This window comes from Bordetella genomosp. 12, from assembly GCF_002261355.1.
Taxonomy (GTDB): Bacteria; Pseudomonadota; Gammaproteobacteria; order Burkholderiales; family Burkholderiaceae_B; genus Bordetella.
Window position 1 is genome coordinate 659,543 of sequence record NZ_NEVU01000003.1, and the last position, 17,764, is coordinate 677,306.

The window sequence follows — 17,764 nt, forward strand, 5'->3', positions numbered from 1 at the left end:
GGCCGGCCTCAGTGCCCGCGGTTGCGCGCTTCGTGCAACATATGCAGGGTGATCTTGCGCACCACGGCCTTGGATAACTCGATGTGGGCGCGCAGCATGCGCATGGCCTCGGCGGCGCGCCGCGCCATGAGGGCGCGCAGAATCGCCGCGTGCTCCTCGTACGTGGCGTCCACACGGAAGTCCTTGGTGAAATCCAGGCGCCGGATGATGCGGATCTTTTCGGTGACATCGCGATGGATCTGGGCCATCTCGGCATTGCCGGCCGCGGCCACCACCGAACAATGAAACGCCTCGTCCAATTGCGCCACCAGCCGGCCATCCCGGATACGCTGCGATGGCGGAACGCACCACACATCCTGCAATGCGCCCAGCAGGCCGGCCGGATCCTGCGGATCACGGGCGCACAGGCGTTCGACGGCCGCGTGCTCGAGCACGATGCGCACGTCGTACAGGGCCTCGAAACGCTCGAAATCAAAGGGCCGCACCTGCCAGCCCGCGCGCGGACGCGCGAGCAAGAACCCCTCACGCTCCAGGCGCGCCAGGCCCAGCCGCACCGGCGTGCGGCTGACCCCCAGACGCTGGACGAGATCGGCCTCGGTGAACAGATCCCCCGGCAGCAAGCGAAACTCGAACAGATCCTCCTTGATCTTGTCGTAGACCGACTCGGCCAGCGAGCCCGAGGCAAGCTGGCCAAGCACCGGACTGATGTTCAGTGCCACGGCCATGTCAGGCGACCGGCTCGGAGACCGTCTCCTCGGCGAGCACCACCAGGGCATCGCCGCTGTTGACCTGTTTGCCAGGCACGCAGCGTATGGCCCGCACGACACCCGCGGCAGGCGCGATCACCGCAAGCTCCATCTTCATGGCCTCGATGATCACCAAGGTGTCGCCCGCGGCCACGCTCTGCCCCACGCTGACCGGCACCTTCCAGACACTGCCGCACATATCGGCCGCGACCAGGGTTTCGTCGGCGGCCAGCGCCCCCTCCTCGGTCATGTCGGGCAGGCGTTGAGGCACGGCAGTGTCTTCATGCTTCCACAAGGCGACTTCGGCATCGAAAGCCGACTTCTGCCTGGCCTGGAAGGCCGCAATGTCCGAGGCTTGCTCGCGCAGAAAGCGCTGATGCGCCGCGAAGTCGAAGATCTCTTCCTCGATCCGCACCCCGGCGCGCCCTTCGCGGAAATCGGCGCGCAGCCCGTCGAGCTCCGCCTCGCTGACCGGATAGAAACGCACTTGATCGAAGAAGCGCAGCAGCCAGGGCTTGCCGTCCTGAAACACCGGATTCTTGAGGAACTTGTTCCAGATCGGCAGCGTGCGGCCCACCAGCTGGTAGCCGCCCGGCGAGTCCATGCCGTAGATGCACATATACACCCCGCCTATACCCACCGTGCCCTCGGCCGTATAGGTGCGGGCCGGGTTGTACTTGGAGGTCAGCAGGCGATGACGCGGATCGATGGGCACCGCGCAGGGTGCCCCCAGATACACGTCGCCCAGGCCCATGATGAGGTAGCTGGCGTCGAACACGATGCGCTCGACATCCTCGCGGCTCGGCAAGCCGTTGATGCGCTGAATGAAGTCCACATTGTTCGGCAGCCAGGGAGCTTGCGCGCGCACGGTTTCCTGATACCGCTGCACCGCCCCCAGCGTGGCGCTATCTTCAAAGGCCATGGGCAAATACACCACGCGGGTGGGGATCTTCAACGTCGCCACATCCGGCAAGCCGGCCTCGATCTCCAGCAGCCGCGCGATGAGCCGGTCCTGGCGAATGACGCGGCTGTCATAGCGTATCTGCAGCGACCGCACGCCGGGAGACAACTCGTGTACGCCGGCAATGGGCGCGGCCGCCAGCGCCTGCATCAGCAGGTGCACCCGCATGCGCAGGGCCAGCTCCAGCACGTTCTCGCCATACTCGAGCAGCAGATAGCCGTCGCCGGCCTGCCGATAAGCCACACCGGGATGCGTGGCGCTGGCAGGCAGCTCGGCCACCACGGTCGGCGAGACGGTCGGCGCGCGCCGGGCAGGCGCCTGCGGCGCCGGCTCGGCCACGGGGGTCAGCGCCGCGATGGCCTCATCCTGGGCTGCCTGCAAGGCCACGGCGTCCTCGTAGCCGATGCGCTTGAAGCGAATGCGATCGCCCGGCTTGACCTGCCCCACCTTCCAGAGTTCGGCACGGGCAATCGTTACCGGGCAAACAAAGCCGCCCAGACTGGGGCCGTCGCGCGTCAGAATCACCGGGCTGTCACCGGTGAAGTTGATGCTGCCGACGGCGTACTCGCAATCGTGGATATTGGACGGATGCAAACCGGCCTCGCCGCCGTTTTCGCGCGCCCAGGCCGGCTTCGGGCCGATCAGACGCACGCCCAAGCGGTTGGAGTTGTAATGCACCTCCCAGTCGGTTGCGAAGAAATCGTCCATGGATTGCGGCGTGAAAAAATCGGGCGCGCCGTGCGGGCCATAGAGCACGCCAATCTCCCAGGTGCTGCCATACGCGGGAATCAGGGCGGCGGGCGCGGCGGCGGGCTCCTGCACCGCGGCCGGGGCCAGGCTGGCCGGCAACGCAGGCCGGCCCAGGGGCAGCATGTCCCCCATGCGCAGCACGCGCCCGGCATGTCCGCCGAATTGCCCCAAGGCAAAAGTCGAACGGCTGCCCAGATAAACCGGGACATCCAGGCCCTCGCGCACGGCCAGGTACAACCGGCACCCGCTTTGCACCCGGCCGGTGCTCAGCACCTGTCCGCTCTTGACCGCCACGGGCTGCCACATGGCAATGGGCTGGCCATCCAGCGTGACCGCGCAGGGCGCGCCGGTCAGTGCAATCAGGGCATCGCCATGGAATCGCAGCGTCGGCCCCAACAAGGTCGCCTCCAGGCCGGCGGCATCAGGCGCATTGCCCACGATGCGATTGGCCAGGCGAAAGGCATAGTCGTCCATCGGGCCGGAAGGGGGCACGCCCACGTCCCAATAGCCTTCGCGGCCCGGATAATCCTGCACGCTGGTGTAGGTGCCCGCCTCCAGCACCTCCAGCATGGCCGGCCGATACACGAAGTCGTCCAGAAAGCGCGTACTCAGATGACCCGCGCGAAACGCCGCGTCATCGACGATCTGCCGCAAGTAGTCGAGGTTGGTCGCGATGCCATGCAAACGCGTCGCGCCGAGAGCAGCCGAGAGCTTGTCCAGCGCCTCGGCCCGATCGCGCCCATGCACGATGAGCTTGGCCAGCAAGGGGTCGTAAAAAGCCGGCACGTCGGTGCCGGTGGCGATCCAGCCATCGACCCGCGGCCCCTCCGGAAAATGCACTTCGGTGAGCGTGCCGGGTGAAGGCTGAAACTGCTTGAGCGGATCTTCGGCATAAAGGCGTACCTCGATGGCCGCGCCCTGAGGCGGCCGGTGCAGGGCCGACCAGTCCAGGTCGTCGCCGGCGGCCACGCGCAGCATGCACTCCACCAGATCCAGGCCGGTGACGCACTCGGTCACGGGATGCTCGACCTGCAAGCGGGTATTGACCTCCAGAAAATAAAACTGGCCAGCACGCTCGTCATAGATGAACTCCACCGTGCCCGCGGAGCGGTAATTGACCGATTTGCCCAGGCGCACGGCGGCCTCCAGCAAGGCCTCGCGTGTGGCCTGCGGCAGATGCGGCGCGGGCGTCTCCTCGATGACCTTCTGATTGCGCCGCTGCACGGAGCAATCACGTTCACCCAGCGCCACCACCTGGCCCTGGCCGTCGCCAAAGATCTGCACTTCCACATGGCGGGCGCGATCGACGTAGCGTTCGAGGAATACCCCGCCGTCGCGGAAGAAATGCTCGCCCAGCCGCTGCACGCCCTCATAAGCCGCCGTGAGCTCGGCCTCATTGGCGCAGCGCGACAGGCCTATGCCCCCGCCGCCGGCCGTGGTCTTGAGCATCACCGGATACCCGATGCGCTCGGCCTCGACCAGCGCCTGCCCCAGGCTGGGCAACAAACCGGTGCCCGGCGTCATCGGGACGCCGGCTGCCTGCGCCAATTCGCGCGCCCGATGCTTGAGGCCGAACTCCTCGATCTGCTCGGCAGTAGGGCCCACGAAAGCCAGGCCGGCGCTCTGGCAGGCGGCCGCGAACGCCGCGCTCTCGGAAAGAAAGCCATAGCCGGGGAACACGGCCTGCGCCCCGCTGCGGCGCGCTGCGTCGAGCAACAGATCAATGCGCAGATAACTATCGGCTGCCTTCTGCCCGCCCAGGGCGATGGCCATATCGGCCTGGCGCACGTGCGGCGCGTCACGGTCCGCATCGGAATAGACCGCGACGCTGCGCACACCCAGCCGCTTGAGGCTGCGGATGGCCCGCAGGGCGATTTCGCCGCGATTGGCGATGAGTACAGTATCGAACATGATGCCGGTTCTCCGAATCAGGGCCGCGCGGCGATGAACGCGCGCCAGCCGCCAAAGGATGTGATGTCGCGCGCGTTTTGCAGTGCGCACGGCTCGCAGATAAAGCCCTTGACTCGCCGGCCGTCGGCCAGCTCCAGCGTGCCTATGCCCAAGGGCGCGGGGATCTCCGCCACGAAGGAGCCGAAATGCACGCTGGGCACGTCCCAGAGCTCGACCTCGATGCCGGCGCCGCCCTCCTCCGTGCGAACCAGCCCGGGTTTGGGCGGCGTGGTGTTGGCCAGGGCGTAGAGGCGGTAACTGTCCGCCGTGCGCGTCTGCTCGGCCAGCTTCGCCTGGCGCGAGATCAGTTGATGATTGAGCGGCATGCCGGTCAGGTGCGCGCCGACCACGGCCACCCGCACGGTGTCGCCCGACGCCGGCAGGTCGGCGGCGGGCGGCAGGGGCTTGCCGGTCGCGCCCAGAGGCAGATCCAGCGCGCGCTGCCAGCGCTGCCCGAACGCGGCCAGGCCATGATCCTGCCAGGCCAGGCCGATGAAAGTGATGCCGGCAGGCAGTCCGTCATCGCGCATGCCCGCCGGCACCGCCAGCGCGGACAGATCCGCCAGATTGGCGAAATTGGTATACCGCCCCAGACGCGAGTTCAGCGTCACCGGGTCGGCCTGCAATTGCGCGATGGTGTAGATGGAGGGCGATGTCGGCACGACCAGCGCGTCAAAGCCGGCCAGCGTGTCCTGGATCCGGCGCGCCAGCGCCGCGCGGCGATACTCGGCCATGAACGCATCCGTGGCGCTAAAGCCCTGTGCTTGCTCGACGATGCCGCGCACCACCGGGTGCAATGCCTCCGGCTGCTCGCGCCAGATCGACTGCACAGCCGCGAAACGCTCGGCCACCCACGGGCCCTGATAAAGCAGCTCAGCCAGTGCTTCGAAAGGCGCGAAATCGATCGTGTCGATCTGCGCGCCCAAGGCGCGCAGACGCGCCAGCGCGTCCTCGTACACCTTGCGGGCCGCCTCGTCGCCAAAAAACTCGCACTGCGCCGGCACCGCCAGCCGCGGCGGCGCCTGCCAGGACAAGCGCGCGCCCGGCGGCTCGGCGCGCGAGTACGCATCCGCGCCGTCATAGCCGCCGGCAATGTCGGCCACGGCCAGCGCATCCTCGACCGTGAGCGCGAAGACCGATACACAATCCAGTGTGCGGCAGGCGGGGACCACGCCCGCGGTGCTGAGCCAGCCGCGCGTGGGTTTGAGGCCCACGATATTGTTAAAGCCGGCCGGCACACGGCCCGAGCCGGCCGTATCGGTGCCCAGCGAAAACGGGACCAGCCCACGCGCGACCACCGAGGCCGAGCCCGAGCTCGACCCGCCGCTGATATAGCGCGCATCGAAGCTGTTGCTCACCGCGCCATGGGGCGATCGGGTGCCCACCAGGCCGGTCGCGAACTGATCGAGGTTGGTCTTGCCCACGAGAATGGCGCCGGCCGCGCGCAGCCGCGCCACTACCGTCGCGTCCGCATCCGGACGATAGGCAAACGGCGGGCAGGCGGCGGTCGTCGCCCACCCCTGCGCATCGATGTTGTCCTTGATCGCGAAGGGCACACCGTAAAGCGGCAGGCGCTCCAGATCGCCCCCGGCATTGTTCAAGCGCCGCGCCAGGGCCGCTAGCTGAGCCGCCAGGCCGGCGGTGTCCAGACCGGCGATCCAGGCATTGTCCTGGCCGACTCCGGCCGTGAAGGCGGCGAGCAGCGCGTCGGGTGAAGCGCCCTCCCGGTAAGCCTGGCGCCATTGGGCCAAGGTCCATCCCTGGGTTTGTGCAGCGGGGGCATTCATGCTGGGATCCTTTCTTGTGTACAAGTACGGATACCCAAGCAAGCGCCGTGCCATCTCTGCGAACCGGGCCACCTGCCACAGGCTGGCACATGCGGTTTCTCCCTGGAGCGAGGGGCCGCGCCCTGCTCAGCGCCTGCCCGCCGCGCCGCCCGCGCCTGCGATCCGCCGACCGGCGGCAAGCACGATAGTCGAGCGTATCGCGCACTGTTTCTGTGCCTGCCGCACCAAGCCGGCCCCTGCCTTCCCCCCCAGGAAAACCCCTGCGCCGCACGCACGGCTCCCATGACGCGGCCGCCTCGGCTTGGCCTGGCACAAAGCTTGCTTTGCTCCCTATGCCCGCAGCACAGGCATTGCCACCGCTGGCCTGACGCCCTGCCAAGCGAACGGTGTTGGATGTTCCACGAACAAAGCGGCCGGATCGACCGGCCATCATCCCGGAGTCAACCATGCAACGCAGACTAGTCATCAAAACTTTGAGCGCCGCCACCCTTCTGGCCATCTCCGGCTGGATGCCGCAGGCGCTGGCCGCCGACACCATCAAGGTCGGCATCCTGCATTCGCTGTCCGGCACCATGGCCATATCCGAGACCTCGCTCAAGGATGTGGCGCTCATGACCATCGACGAAATCAACGCCCAGGGCGGCGTCATGGGCAAGAAGCTCGAAGCCGTCATCGTGGACCCGGCCTCCAACTGGCCGCTGTTTGCCGAGAAGGCGCGCCAACTGCTTACGCAGGATAAGGTCGACGTGGTCTTCGGCTGCTGGACCTCGGTGTCGCGCAAGTCGGTGCTGCCGGTCTTCAAGGAACTCAACGGCCTGCTGTTCTATCCGGTGCAGTACGAAGGCGAGGAATTGGAGAAGAACGTTTTCTACACCGGCGCCGCCCCGAATCAACAGGCCATCCCGGCGGTCGAGTACCTCATGAGTGAAGATGGCGGCGGCGCCAAGCGCTTCGTGCTCCTGGGCACCGACTATGTCTATCCGCGCACGACCAACAAAATTCTGCGCGCCTATCTGCACTCCAAGGGCGTGAAAGACAGCGATATCGAAGAGGTCTACACGCCTTTCGGGCACGCCGACTACCAGACCATCGTGGCCAACATCAAGAAGTTCGCCACCGGCGGCAAGACGGCCGTGATATCCACCATCAATGGCGACTCCAACGTGCCCTTCTACAAAGAACTGGGCAACGCGGGCCTGAAGGCCACCGATGTGCCGGTGGTGGCCTTTTCGGTGGGCGAGGAAGAACTGCGCGGCGTGGATACCAAGCCGTTGGTCGGCCACCTGGCCGCCTGGAATTACTTCCAGTCCGTCAAGAATCCCGCCAATGATGCCTTCGTCGCAAAGTGGAAGGCCTACGCCAAGGCGAAGAACCTGCCCAATGCCGCCACGGCCGTCACCAATGATCCGATGGAAGCCACCTATATCGGCATCAATATGTGGAAGCAGGCCGTCGAGCAGGCCAAATCCACCGATGTGGACAAGGTCATCGCGGCCATGGGCGGGCAGAAGTTCAACGCCCCCGACGGCTACACCATCGAAATGGACAAGACCAACCATCACCTGCACAAGCCGGTCTATATCGGCGAAGTGAATGCCGATGGACAGTTCAACGTGGTGTGGAAGAGCAAGGGCCCCATCCGCGCCCAGCCCTGGAGTCCCTACATCGCCGGCAACGAAGGCAAGCAAGGCCTCTGATCACAGCAGAAAGGGCAGTCATGCATAGAATGGTCGTTCATTGTTGTCACCGCCGGCTGGCGAGCTGGTTGCTGGCCTGCCTGATGGTCCTGGCCGGTGGCCAGGCCAGCGTCCAGGCCGCCGGACTCGATGAGCTGGCGGTGCTCGCCGGCGATGACAGCAGCGCCAAGCTGCTCTTGATCGGCCAACTGGGCGGGCTGCCCGATGCGCGCGCGGCTCAGGTGCTGCGCGCGCTGGGCGGACAGCACCTCTATGCCAGCGATGGCGGCCGGGTGCTGATCGAGGCTGACGGTCAAGCGCTCGACCCCGTGACGGGCGCCCGGCTGGCCATGCCGGCCGGCGCGCAGCCCATCACCATCAACAACCGCCTGCGGCGCGCCATCGAAGACGCGCTGGCCACATCGGCGCTGTTTGCTCCCGATAGCGCCGAGCGCCTGCGCGCCGCGCAACGGCTGATGCAAAGCAACGACCCCGGGCGCCTGCCGCTGATCGGGCGCGCCTTGCAGCAGGAGACCCAGCCGCAGGTGCGTGAGGTCCTGCAGCAGGCGCAGGCCCGCCTCGAACTGGCCAGCGCCGATGCCTCGGTGCGCCTGCACGCCGTACAAATGCTGGGCAAAGCGGCCGATCCGGGCGTGCGCCCGCTGCTCATGCCCTTGGCCGGCGAGGCCGGCGAACCGGATGCCGGCGTGCGCCAGGCCGCGCTCAACGCCCTGCATCAGATAGACCGCCACATGACGGCCATCGAATGGGCCGGCAATCTGTTCTACGGCCTGAGCCTGGGCAGTGTGCTGTTGCTGGCCGCCCTGGGCCTGGCCATTACGTTCGGCCTGATGGGCGTCATCAACATGGCGCACGGCGAACTGTTGATGATAGGCGCGTATGCCACCTATCTGGTTCAGACCGTATTTCGCGCCTACCTGCCCGGCTGGATGGACTGGTATGTGCTGGCGGCGCTGCCAGTGGCTTTCCTGACGACCGCCCTGGTCGGCATGGCGCTGGAACGCACCGTCATCCGCTGGCTGTACGGCCGTCCGCTGGAAACCTTGCTGGCCACCTGGGGCATCAGCCTCATCCTGATGCAGACCGTGCGCAGCATCTTTGGCGCGCAGAATGTCGAAGTCAGCAACCCGGCCTGGATGAGCGGCGGCATCACCGTCCTGGGCGGCCTGGTCCTGACCTACAACCGCATCGCCATCATACTTTTCGCCTTGCTGGTGGTCTTTCTGGTCTGGCTGCTGCTCAACCATACACGGCTGGGGCTGTTCGTCCGCGCCATCACCCAGAACCGCCGCATGGCCGATTGCGTGGGGGTGCCGACCGGCCGTGTAGATATGCTGGCCTTTGGCCTGGGCTCCGGCATCGCCGGCCTGGCCGGAGTCGCCCTGTCCCAGCTGGGCAACGTCGGCCCGGACCTGGGCCGTGGCTACATCGTCGATTCCTTCATGGTGGTGGTGCTGGGCGGGGTGGGCCAGTTGGCCGGCACCGTCATTGCCGCTCTGGGCCTGGGCGGGTTGAGCAAATTCCTCGAACCCTACTCCGGCGCGGTCATGGCCAAGATCAGCATCCTCATCCTCATCGTCCTCTTTGTCCAGAAACGCCCGCAGGGCCTGTTCGCCCCGCGTGGCCGGAGCGCCGAATGAAACCCGCCTCGCTGACTCTCGCCGCGCCCGCCCCGGCGGCATTGCCCTTCCGCCCTCATGCGCTGTTCTCGCCGGCCGCCTGGATGGGACTGGCCGCGGCCACGCTCATCCTGGCCCTGCTGCCAGCGCTCAATCTCTGGTTTGCGCCGGACCATCCCCTGCACGTCTCGGCCTATGCCGTGGCCTTGCTGGGCAAGTTCATGTGCTATGCACTGGCCGCCCTGGCCCTGGATCTGGTCTGGGGCTATACCGGCATCCTCTCGCTGGGCCATGGCCTGTTCTTCGCGCTGGGCGGCTACGCCCATGGCATGTATCTCATGCGCGCCATCGGCCGCGACGGCGCCTATCAGAGCGAGCTGCCGGACTTCATGGTCTTTCTGAACTGGAAAGACTATCCCTGGTACTGGGCCTATACCGATCATGCCTGGTATGCCTGGTTGCTCGCGCTGCTGGTGCCTGGCGTGCTGGCCTTTCTCTTCGGCTACTTTGCCTTTCGCTCGCGCATCAAGGGGGTCTACTTCTCCATCATCACCCAAGCCCTGACCTACGCGGCCATGCTGCTGTTCTTCCGCAACGAGACGGGCTTCGGCGGCAACAACGGTTTCACCGACTTCAAGCGCATTCTTGGCTACGACATCACCTCGCCGGACACTCGCGCCGCGCTGTACTGGATCACCCTGGTCGCGCTGGCCGGCTGCCTGCTTCTGGCGCGCGTGGTCACGCAATCGCGGCTGGGCCGCGTGCTGACGGCGGTGCGCGACGGCGAAGCGCGGCTGCGCTTTCTGGGCTATGAACCCTTGGGCTTTAAGCTGTTCGTCTGGACCTTGTCGGCCGTGATGTGCGGGCTGGCCGGCGCGCTTTACGTGCCCCAGGTCGGCATCATCAATCCGGGCGAAATGTCCACCGAGAACTCCATCGAAATGGTGATCTGGGTCGCCACCGGCGGCCGGGGCACCCTCATCGGGCCGATCGTCGGCGCCGGCGCGATCAACGGCCTGAAAACCTGGTTCACCAGTGTGTTCCCCGAATTCTGGCTGTATGCGCTGGGCCTGATCTTCGTGCTCGTCACGCTGTTTTTGCCCCAAGGCCTGGCCGGCCTGGCGCGCCGCCTGCTGCAAAGGAGCAGATCCTCATGAGCGAGACGCAAATCCCGGGCGGCTCCGGCGGCCCGGCCAGCTATGGCCGCGTCAATCCCCGCGACGTCGACACCGCGCACGGCGCCATTCTCTACCTGGATGACATCACGGTCAGCTTCGATGGTTTCAAGGCGCTCAACGGCCTGACGCTGGATATCGGCGTGGGCGAGCTGCGCTGCATCATCGGCCCCAACGGGGCGGGCAAGACCACCATGATGGATGTCATCACCGGCAAGACACGCCCGACCTCAGGAACGGCGTTCTTCGGGCAGAACATCGATCTGACCACCTTATCCGAGGCCCGCATCGCCGATGCCGGCATCGGCCGCAAGTTTCAACGGCCCACCGTGTTCGAACAGCACAGCGTCTTCGAGAACCTGGAGCTGGCCATGAAAACGGACAAGCGTGTCTGGCCCATCTTGCGGGCCAGGCTGAACCGGGAGCAGACCGACCGCATCGCCGCCACACTGGATCTGATCGGCCTGGGCGGCCACGCCAGCCGCCAGGCCGGGTTGCTCTCGCATGGGCAGAAACAGTGGCTGGAGATCGGCATGCTGCTCATGCAAGAGCCCCGGCTGCTGCTGCTCGATGAGCCGGTGGCCGGCATGACGGACGCCGAAACCGCCCGCACCGGCGAATTGCTCAACACCCTGCGCGGCAAGCACTCGCTGATGGTCGTCGAACACGACATGGATTTCGTCACGCAGATCGCGGGCCAGGGCAAGGTGACCGTCCTGCACGAAGGCGCCGTGCTGGCCGAAGGACCGATGCAGCAGGTGCAGCAGGACGCACGCGTGATCGAAGTCTATCTGGGACGCTGACATGCTCGATATCGACAACATCCATCAATACTATGGCGGCAGCCACACTTTGCGCGGCGTCTCGCTGTCGCTGGCGCGCGGTGAATGCATGGCCCTGCTGGGCCGCAACGGCGTGGGCAAGACCACGCTGCTCAAATGCCTGATGGGCGTGCTGCCCGTGACGCGGGGCACGATCGGCCTGGAGGGCCGCGACATCACCCGGCTGGCGCCGCACCAGCGCGCCGCCCTGGGCATGGCCTACGTGCCGCAAGGCCGCGACATCTTCGCGCGGCTGAGTGTCGAAGAAAACATTCTCATGGGCATGGCAACCCTGCCCGCTGCCCGGGCGCGCCGCATCAAGGGCGAAATATTCGACCTGTTCCCGGTGCTCAAGAGCATGCTGCAGCGGCGCGGCGGCGACCTGTCCGGCGGCCAGCAACAACAACTGGCCATCGCGCGCGCGCTGGTGGCCGAGCCGCGGGTCATCATCTTCGACGAACCCACCGAAGGCATTCAGCCTTCCATCATCAAGGACATCGGCCGCGTCATCCACCTGCTGCGCCAACGCGGCGATATGGCCATTCTGCTGTGTGAGCAATACTTCGACTTCGCCCGCGAGCTGGCCGACCAGTTTGTCGTCATGTCACGCGGGGAAGTCGTGGCCGCCGGCACGCGCGCCGACATCGACGGCGAGCACGTGCGGCGGCACCTGGCGGTCTAGTCGCGGAAGTTGTCGTACTGCAGCGGCAGGTCCACATCGGTCTTGCGCAGCAACTGCATGACTGCCTGCAGATCATCGCGCTTCTTACCGGTGATCCGCAGTTTGTCGCCATTGATCTGGCTTTCGACCTTGATCTTGCTCGCCTTGATGGCCGCCACCAGCTTCTTGGCGGTGGCCTGCTCTATCCCTTGCTTGACGGTGATCTTCTGGCGCGCGCCTCCCAGGTTTTCCAGCGGGCTGTCCTCGTCGAGGCACCGCACATCGATATTGCGCGCCGACAGCCGGCCGCGCAGGATGTCGAGCATCTGCTTGAGCTGAAAAGCACTGGAAGCAACCTGGGTGACCACGTAGCCCTCCAGTTCGAACTTGGCGTTGGCGCCCTTGAAATCGAAACGGGTGGACAACTCCCGGTTGGCCTGGTCCACCGCATTGGTCAGTTCGTGCTTATCGACCTCGGAAACCACGTCAAAACTCGGCATGAAACAAATCCTGAAGAAAGCCTAGAAACGGCCGGGCAGCCCGCCCGGCCTCCTGACCGCCAGTTTAAGACGAATTCACGGCCGCTGCCCCCGCGCCGGTATGATGAAGACTTTCCTGCTGCCCGAGGCGCGCGATGGTCTACAACGTAGTGAAACTGCTGCATGTTCTGGCCATCATCTTCTGGCTCGGCGGCATGGCCTATACCTTGTTCTTCGTGCGCCCTGCGCTGGCCTGTCTGCCGCCGCCCGAGCGCCTGCGCACGCTGCGCGGCCTGCTGGCCCGATTTCTGGGCGCACTGCTGGCAGCCATCCTGATCGCGCTGGCCAGCGGCGCCTGGATGCTTGCCGAGGTGGCCTCGCAAGTCCACGCCACAGGCGGGGACCTGCGCATCCCGCCAGGCTGGCATGTCATGGCCGGCCTGGGCGTGGTCATGACGGCGATCTATTTCTATGTCCGCTACGCCCTGTTCGCGCGCCTGAGCGCGGCAGTCGACCGCGGCGATTGGCCCGCGGGCGCCCGTGCGGCGGCCCAGGTTCGCGCCTGTGTGGCGGTCAATCTGGTCCTGGGCGTGCTGATCGTGGCCGCCGTGCTGCTCTGAGCCTCAGCGCGCGGGCAAAACGCCGGTCGGGTCGACCGGTTTACCGTCGCGCCTGAGCTCGAAATACAGCTGGTTGGCACTGGCGTCGCTATTGCCCATCTCCGCGATCTTCTGGCCCTGTTTGACGGCCTGCCCCTGTTTGACCAACAGCTTGCGATTATGGGCGTAGATGGTGATGAAGGTCGCGCCGTGGCGCAAGATGACCAGGTTGCCATAACCCCGCAGGCCATTGCTGGCGTAGGCGACCGTGCCGGCCGCGGCGGCCACCACCGGCGTGCCCGCCGTGTTGCCGATCACCAGGCCATTGGAGGAAGAGCCGTTGTAGCCGCGGGTCAGTTTGCCTTCGGCCGGCCAGATCAGGCTGATGCCGCGCACCGGAGCGCCGCGCGGCACGGATTTGGCCGTGGCCGCGCCACGCGAGGACGATGCTGTCGATGCGGTTTTGGCGGTCCCGCCTGGCGGCACAACCCGCAGCAACTGCCCTTTGTCGATCTGATTGGCGCTGGAGAGTTTGTTCCAGCGGACCAGGTCGGCCACGCTCTGATCGTAACGCCGGGCGATACTGGTCAGCGTCTCGCCGGCGGCCACCCGGTGAAACCCCGGCTGGGCCGCCCCGCCGCCGGACGACGACGCGCACGCGGCCAGCAAGGCAATCAGACTGAGCGCCAGAAACAGGCGCAAACGGGCAGGCAGGGAGAGGGGGGTTCTGGACAAAACGTTATCGGACAGCGAAGTGGTTGGCCTGGCAAGCGTACCAAGAAATGCGCCAGGCCACCTGTGACGCCGCGCATCAAAGCCCGGTTTTGTCCGATTTTAGGCAGTGTTTCAAGGCTTTAGCCTTCAGTGCGCGGTCAATGCCGTGCGCGGCATCTCCGGCAATAGCGGGCGCGCCTCGGCCAGCCGCAACCTGGGCGCAGGTGTCTGCCGCGTGCCCGATCCCTGGATCAGGTCTTCCGTGACATCCCCCAACCTGCCGGACTGCTCCAGAGACTCCTGCACCACTTCGCCCATGATCTCGGTCACCCTGCGCGAAGACGCCACGATATCGGTCATGGTGCTGCCGGCCGATTGAACCAGCGTAGCGCCGCGCTCGATCTGATGCACGGAGCTGCGAATGAGATCCTTGATCTCCTTGGCCGCCGCCGCGCTGTTCTGGGCCAGGCTGCGCACTTCGGCGGCGACCACGGCAAAGCCCTTGCCGTGATTGCCGGCCCTTGCGGCCTCCACGGCGGCGTTGAGCGCCAGGATATTGGTCTGGAATGCGATCCCATCCATCACGCCGATGATCTCCGATATCTTGCGCGAACTGGCAGTAATGGCGTCCATGGTGCTGATGACGTTGTGCACCGTCTGGCCGCCCTGCTCGGCCACGCGGCAAGCCTCCTGCGCCAGTTCGTTGGCCTGCGATGCCCGCTCGGCATTCTCGGTCAGGCCCTGCACCGCCACGCGTAAGGTCTGCGCTGCGGTAAACCGGCGCGTGATGTCGGTGGCGTACTTCACCACCTTGAACGGCCGGCCGTCGGCGTCAAAAATCGGGTTGTAGCTGGCTTCGATCCACACATTGCGCCCGCCCTTGCCGATGCGCAGAAACTGCCCGGTCTGATGCTCGCCGCAACTCAGCCGCCGCCAGAAATCGCCATACGCCGCGCTGCGGCGCTCGTCGGCTTGCACGAACATACTGTGGTGCTGATCGATGATCTCATCCAGGCGATAGCCCAGCGCGCCCAGGAAAAGGTCATTGGCATGCAGGATATAACCTTGCAAATCGAATTCGATAACCGCCTGCACCTTGCCTATGGCCTCGAGCTGGCCTTCGGCATCGGCGCGGCGCAATTGCTCGGTGGTAATGTCGGTGGCGTATTTCACCACTTTGACGGGGCGTCCCTGGGAGTCGCAAATCGGGTTATAGCTGGCCTGCAGCCAAATATCGCGGCCGTCCTTGGCCAGACGGCGATAGCGGCCCGAATCCGGCATGCCCAGGGATAGTTTTTCCCAGAATCGCTGGTATGCGCCGGTTTCTCTTTCTTCGGGATCGATGAATATGCGGTGGTGCTGCCCCAATATTTCCGGCAATGTATAGCCGAAGGTATCCAGGAAAATACCGTTGGCGGCCAGCACATAGCCGTCCAGGTCAAACTCGATCACCGCCTGCACCTTGTCCAGCGCCGCCAGTCTGGCGCCCTGCTCCGCCGCATGCTGGCCCAGCCACCTGCCCCAAGAGAACTGCTGCATCTCCGCCTCCCGCCAATCGAAGTGATACCAAGGAACGGGTGGCTGATTCAGCACCCGGCTGATCGTTCGTAACAGGCAAATTCACTTTCCGAAATAATCTTGCGTGGTGCGCGGCGCCAGGGCTGCGGCGCGAATGCTCGTAGATATTTGAATTTCAAAAAGTTAAATCCAATCTACACGAGAAGCCCCCTGCACATCACAGGGTAAACACCATTGCAACATCCAGAACATTTATTAAGTTGTTGAAACTTTTTAGTACCGGCACACCGCAATATATTCCATCAAAGTAATAAACCGATATTTATTTCGATATCAGCAGAGGGGCGGCCCTGGCCGTTGATGCGGGGCCCGCGGCCAAAGAAATCAGCCTTTCGCCGCTATGACGGGGATCGCAAGCAAAGTAAGTTGTGGATTTTTTTGCACGCGCCCCAATGCCCCGCGATACTTCAAATCTCAGCCATGGCCACCGCCGGCCCCACACCGACATCGAAGCCCGCCTGATGCAATGCGGAGACCTGCCCGGCTGGCCTGTCAGCCGCCAGATTGAACTGCTGCATGACCTGGCCCAATGCCCGCTCGGCGCGTTTCTGCTGCGCCACGGCGGCCTGGATGCCCACTGGACCGATGTGGTGGTGGGCTGCCAGCCCGGCAACGGCGATGCCACGGAACGCCTGCTGCTCGAGCGCCTGCCGGCCGCGGCGGCCACACGCGCGCGATTCGGAATCTTCACTCAGCAGTTGCAAGGCGCGCTGCGCCCCGGCATGACCCTGCTCAGCCTGCCCTGCGGCACGCTCTCCGACCTGCTCAATCTGGATTACCGCCACGCGCCCGCGGCGCGGCTGGTCGGCATCGATATCGATCCCTCGGCACTGGCCACGGCGCAGCAACGCGCCGCCCAACGGGGATTGCCCGCGGAGTTGCGGCATGAGGATGCCTGGCAGTGCCGCCTGGACGTCGCAGCCGATATCGTTGTCAGCCACGGCCTGACCATCTACGAGCCCGACGACGCCCGTGTGCGCGAGCTCTACCGGCGCTGCGCCGCCTTGCTCAAGCCGGGCGGCCTGCTGCTCACCAGTTTCATGACGCCGCCGCCCAGCCTCAACCCGGCCTCGCCCTGGCGCATGGACCTGCTGGACCCGGCCGATCTGATGTTGCAGCAAGTCCTGTTCACGCGGCTATTGCAACCCGCCTGGACGGGTCTGCGCACGCATGCGCAGACCCGCGCCCTGCTACAGGAGGCAGGCCTGGACGAAATCGTCTTTCACGACGATCCCGCGGCCCTCTTTCCTAGCGTGACGGCCCGGCGCCGCGAATAAAGCGGCCAGTCTCGAAGTCCTGAAACGCCTGCAGGATCTCCTCGCGGCTGTTCATGACGAAAGGGCCATGCCCGACGATGGGCTCATCGATGGGTTCGCCACTGAGGATGAGCACCAGCGCATCGTTATTGGCTTCCAGATCCACGCCTTCGCCCTGCGCGCCAAAGATCGCAAGCTGGGCGTCTCGCAGCACGTCCTCGTCATTGACCAGCACCGTGCCGCGCAACACCACCACGACCGCCTGATGGCCCTGCGGCAAGGGCAAACGCAAGCGCGCTCCCGCGGCCAGGCGCAGGTCCCACACATTGAGCGGCGTATGGGTGTGCGCCGGGCCCCGCGTGCCGTCGTACTCGCCGGCAATCACGCGCAAGCTGCCCTGCGGCAGATCCAATTGCGGGATCTGGCCGGCCGTGATGGCCTGATAGCCCGGCTCGGACATCTTGGCCGTGCGCGGCAGATTGACCCAAAGCTGGGCCATCTCCAGCTCTCCGCCCTTGGCGCTGAAATCCGGCGAGTGGAACTCCTCGTGCAAAATGCCGCCGGCCGCGGTCATCCATTGCACGTCGCCCGGGCCGATCACGCCGCCCTGACCCGTCGAATCCCGGTGCGCCACCTCGCCGGCATAGACGATGGTCACGGTCTCGAAACCGCGATGCGGATGCTCGCCCACGCCGCGCCGCGCCCCATCGCCGGGAAAGGTCGCCGGGCCCGCATAGTCCAGCAGCAGAAAAGGGCTGAGCTTCTTGCCCAGCGAGGGATAGGAAAACAGCGAACGTACCGGAAAGCCATTGCCCACCCAATGGGGCGAGGGCGCCGACAGGCGCTCGAGCACCACCTTGCGATCGCTCATGATCAACTCCTGTTGGTTCGTGCCAGAAAAAGGCCGAACATGATGGGTCAAGCTTAGCCCTGGCTACTGTTGCTGAATAGTGGCGCGGCCTGTCCGCAGC

Annotated in this window: 14 protein-coding genes; 7 read left to right on the forward strand and 7 right to left on the reverse strand. The window is 65.5% G+C overall.

From position 1 onward, the window contains the following. Positions 1-8: 8 nt before the first annotated feature. From CAL22_RS15225 to atzF, 3 genes are read right to left on the reverse strand one after another with little or no spacing between them, the layout of a single operon-like run. Complete coding sequence (locus CAL22_RS15225) at positions 9-725, reverse strand: GntR family transcriptional regulator (protein ID WP_094814661.1); 717 nt, start codon at positions 723-725, stop codon at positions 9-11. 1 nt (position 726) lies between these two features. Further along, positions 727-4,368: an urea carboxylase gene (gene uca, locus CAL22_RS15230; RefSeq protein WP_094814663.1), complete on the reverse strand. Its 3,642-nt coding sequence runs from the start codon at positions 4,366-4,368 to the stop codon at positions 727-729. Positions 4,369-4,385: 17 nt separating this feature from the next. Continuing rightward, positions 4,386-6,194 carry an allophanate hydrolase gene (gene atzF, locus CAL22_RS15235; protein ID WP_094814665.1) on the reverse strand — a complete coding sequence of 603 codons (1,809 nt, stop codon included), beginning with the start codon at positions 6,192-6,194 and terminating at the stop codon, positions 4,386-4,388. Between the two features lie 446 nt (positions 6,195-6,640). Between atzF and urtA the strand changes: the two genes are divergently transcribed. From urtA to urtE, 5 genes are read left to right on the forward strand one after another with little or no spacing between them, the layout of a single operon-like run. Then, positions 6,641-7,891 (forward strand): urea ABC transporter substrate-binding protein, encoded by a 1,251-nt coding sequence (gene urtA, locus CAL22_RS15240; protein WP_094814667.1) that lies wholly within the window; start codon positions 6,641-6,643, stop codon positions 7,889-7,891. A gap of 20 nt (positions 7,892-7,911) precedes the next feature. Then, positions 7,912-9,531 (forward strand): urea ABC transporter permease subunit UrtB, encoded by a 1,620-nt coding sequence (gene urtB / locus CAL22_RS15245; RefSeq protein ID WP_208622013.1) that lies wholly within the window; start codon positions 7,912-7,914, stop codon positions 9,529-9,531. Further along, complete coding sequence (gene urtC / locus CAL22_RS15250) at positions 9,528-10,667, forward strand: urea ABC transporter permease subunit UrtC (protein ID WP_094814669.1); 1,140 nt, start codon at positions 9,528-9,530, stop codon at positions 10,665-10,667. The genes urtB and urtC overlap by 4 nt, the downstream gene beginning before the upstream one ends. Beyond that, positions 10,664-11,488, forward strand: a complete 825-nt coding sequence (gene urtD, locus CAL22_RS15255; protein ID WP_094814671.1) for an urea ABC transporter ATP-binding protein UrtD — start codon at positions 10,664-10,666, stop codon at positions 11,486-11,488. Before urtC ends, urtD begins: the two co-directional genes overlap by 4 nt. Position 11,489: 1 nt before the next feature. Continuing rightward, entirely contained in the window at positions 11,490-12,188 is a 699-nt protein-coding gene (gene urtE / locus CAL22_RS15260) for an urea ABC transporter ATP-binding subunit UrtE (RefSeq protein ID WP_094814673.1), read from the forward strand. On the opposite strand, the gene CAL22_RS15265 is transcribed toward urtE, so the two are convergent. Then, positions 12,185-12,667: a YajQ family cyclic di-GMP-binding protein gene (locus tag CAL22_RS15265; protein WP_094814675.1), complete on the reverse strand. Its 483-nt coding sequence runs from the start codon at positions 12,665-12,667 to the stop codon at positions 12,185-12,187. The two genes, urtE and CAL22_RS15265, sit on opposite strands and share 4 nt — an antisense overlap. A 134-nt stretch (positions 12,668-12,801) precedes the next feature. On the opposite strand from CAL22_RS15265, the gene CAL22_RS15270 reads away from it, so the two are divergent. Next, positions 12,802-13,266 (forward strand): CopD family protein, encoded by a 465-nt coding sequence (locus CAL22_RS15270; protein WP_167383652.1) that lies wholly within the window; start codon positions 12,802-12,804, stop codon positions 13,264-13,266. 3 nt (positions 13,267-13,269) lie between these two features. Here the strand turns inward: CAL22_RS15270 and CAL22_RS15275 are convergent, their stop codons facing one another. Together CAL22_RS15275 and CAL22_RS21450 are read right to left on the reverse strand one after the other, a co-directional pair. Next, positions 13,270-13,947: a M23 family metallopeptidase gene (locus CAL22_RS15275; RefSeq protein ID WP_094814677.1), complete on the reverse strand. Its 678-nt coding sequence runs from the start codon at positions 13,945-13,947 to the stop codon at positions 13,270-13,272. Between the two features lie 159 nt (positions 13,948-14,106). After that, positions 14,107-15,498: a methyl-accepting chemotaxis protein gene (locus CAL22_RS21450; RefSeq protein WP_094814679.1), complete on the reverse strand. Its 1,392-nt coding sequence runs from the start codon at positions 15,496-15,498 to the stop codon at positions 14,107-14,109. 431 nt (positions 15,499-15,929) lie between these two features. Between CAL22_RS21450 and CAL22_RS15285 the strand changes: the two genes are divergently transcribed. Further along, the gene (locus CAL22_RS15285; RefSeq protein ID WP_244193904.1) at positions 15,930-16,814 is read left to right on the forward strand and encodes a class I SAM-dependent methyltransferase; all 885 of its coding nucleotides are present in this window, start codon (positions 15,930-15,932) and stop codon (positions 16,812-16,814) included. Here CAL22_RS15285 and CAL22_RS15290 read toward each other — a convergent pair. Continuing rightward, positions 16,786-17,664, reverse strand: a complete 879-nt coding sequence (locus CAL22_RS15290; protein ID WP_094814683.1) for a pirin family protein — start codon at positions 17,662-17,664, stop codon at positions 16,786-16,788. The two genes, CAL22_RS15285 and CAL22_RS15290, sit on opposite strands and share 29 nt — an antisense overlap. Between the last annotated feature and the right edge of the window lie 100 nt (positions 17,665-17,764).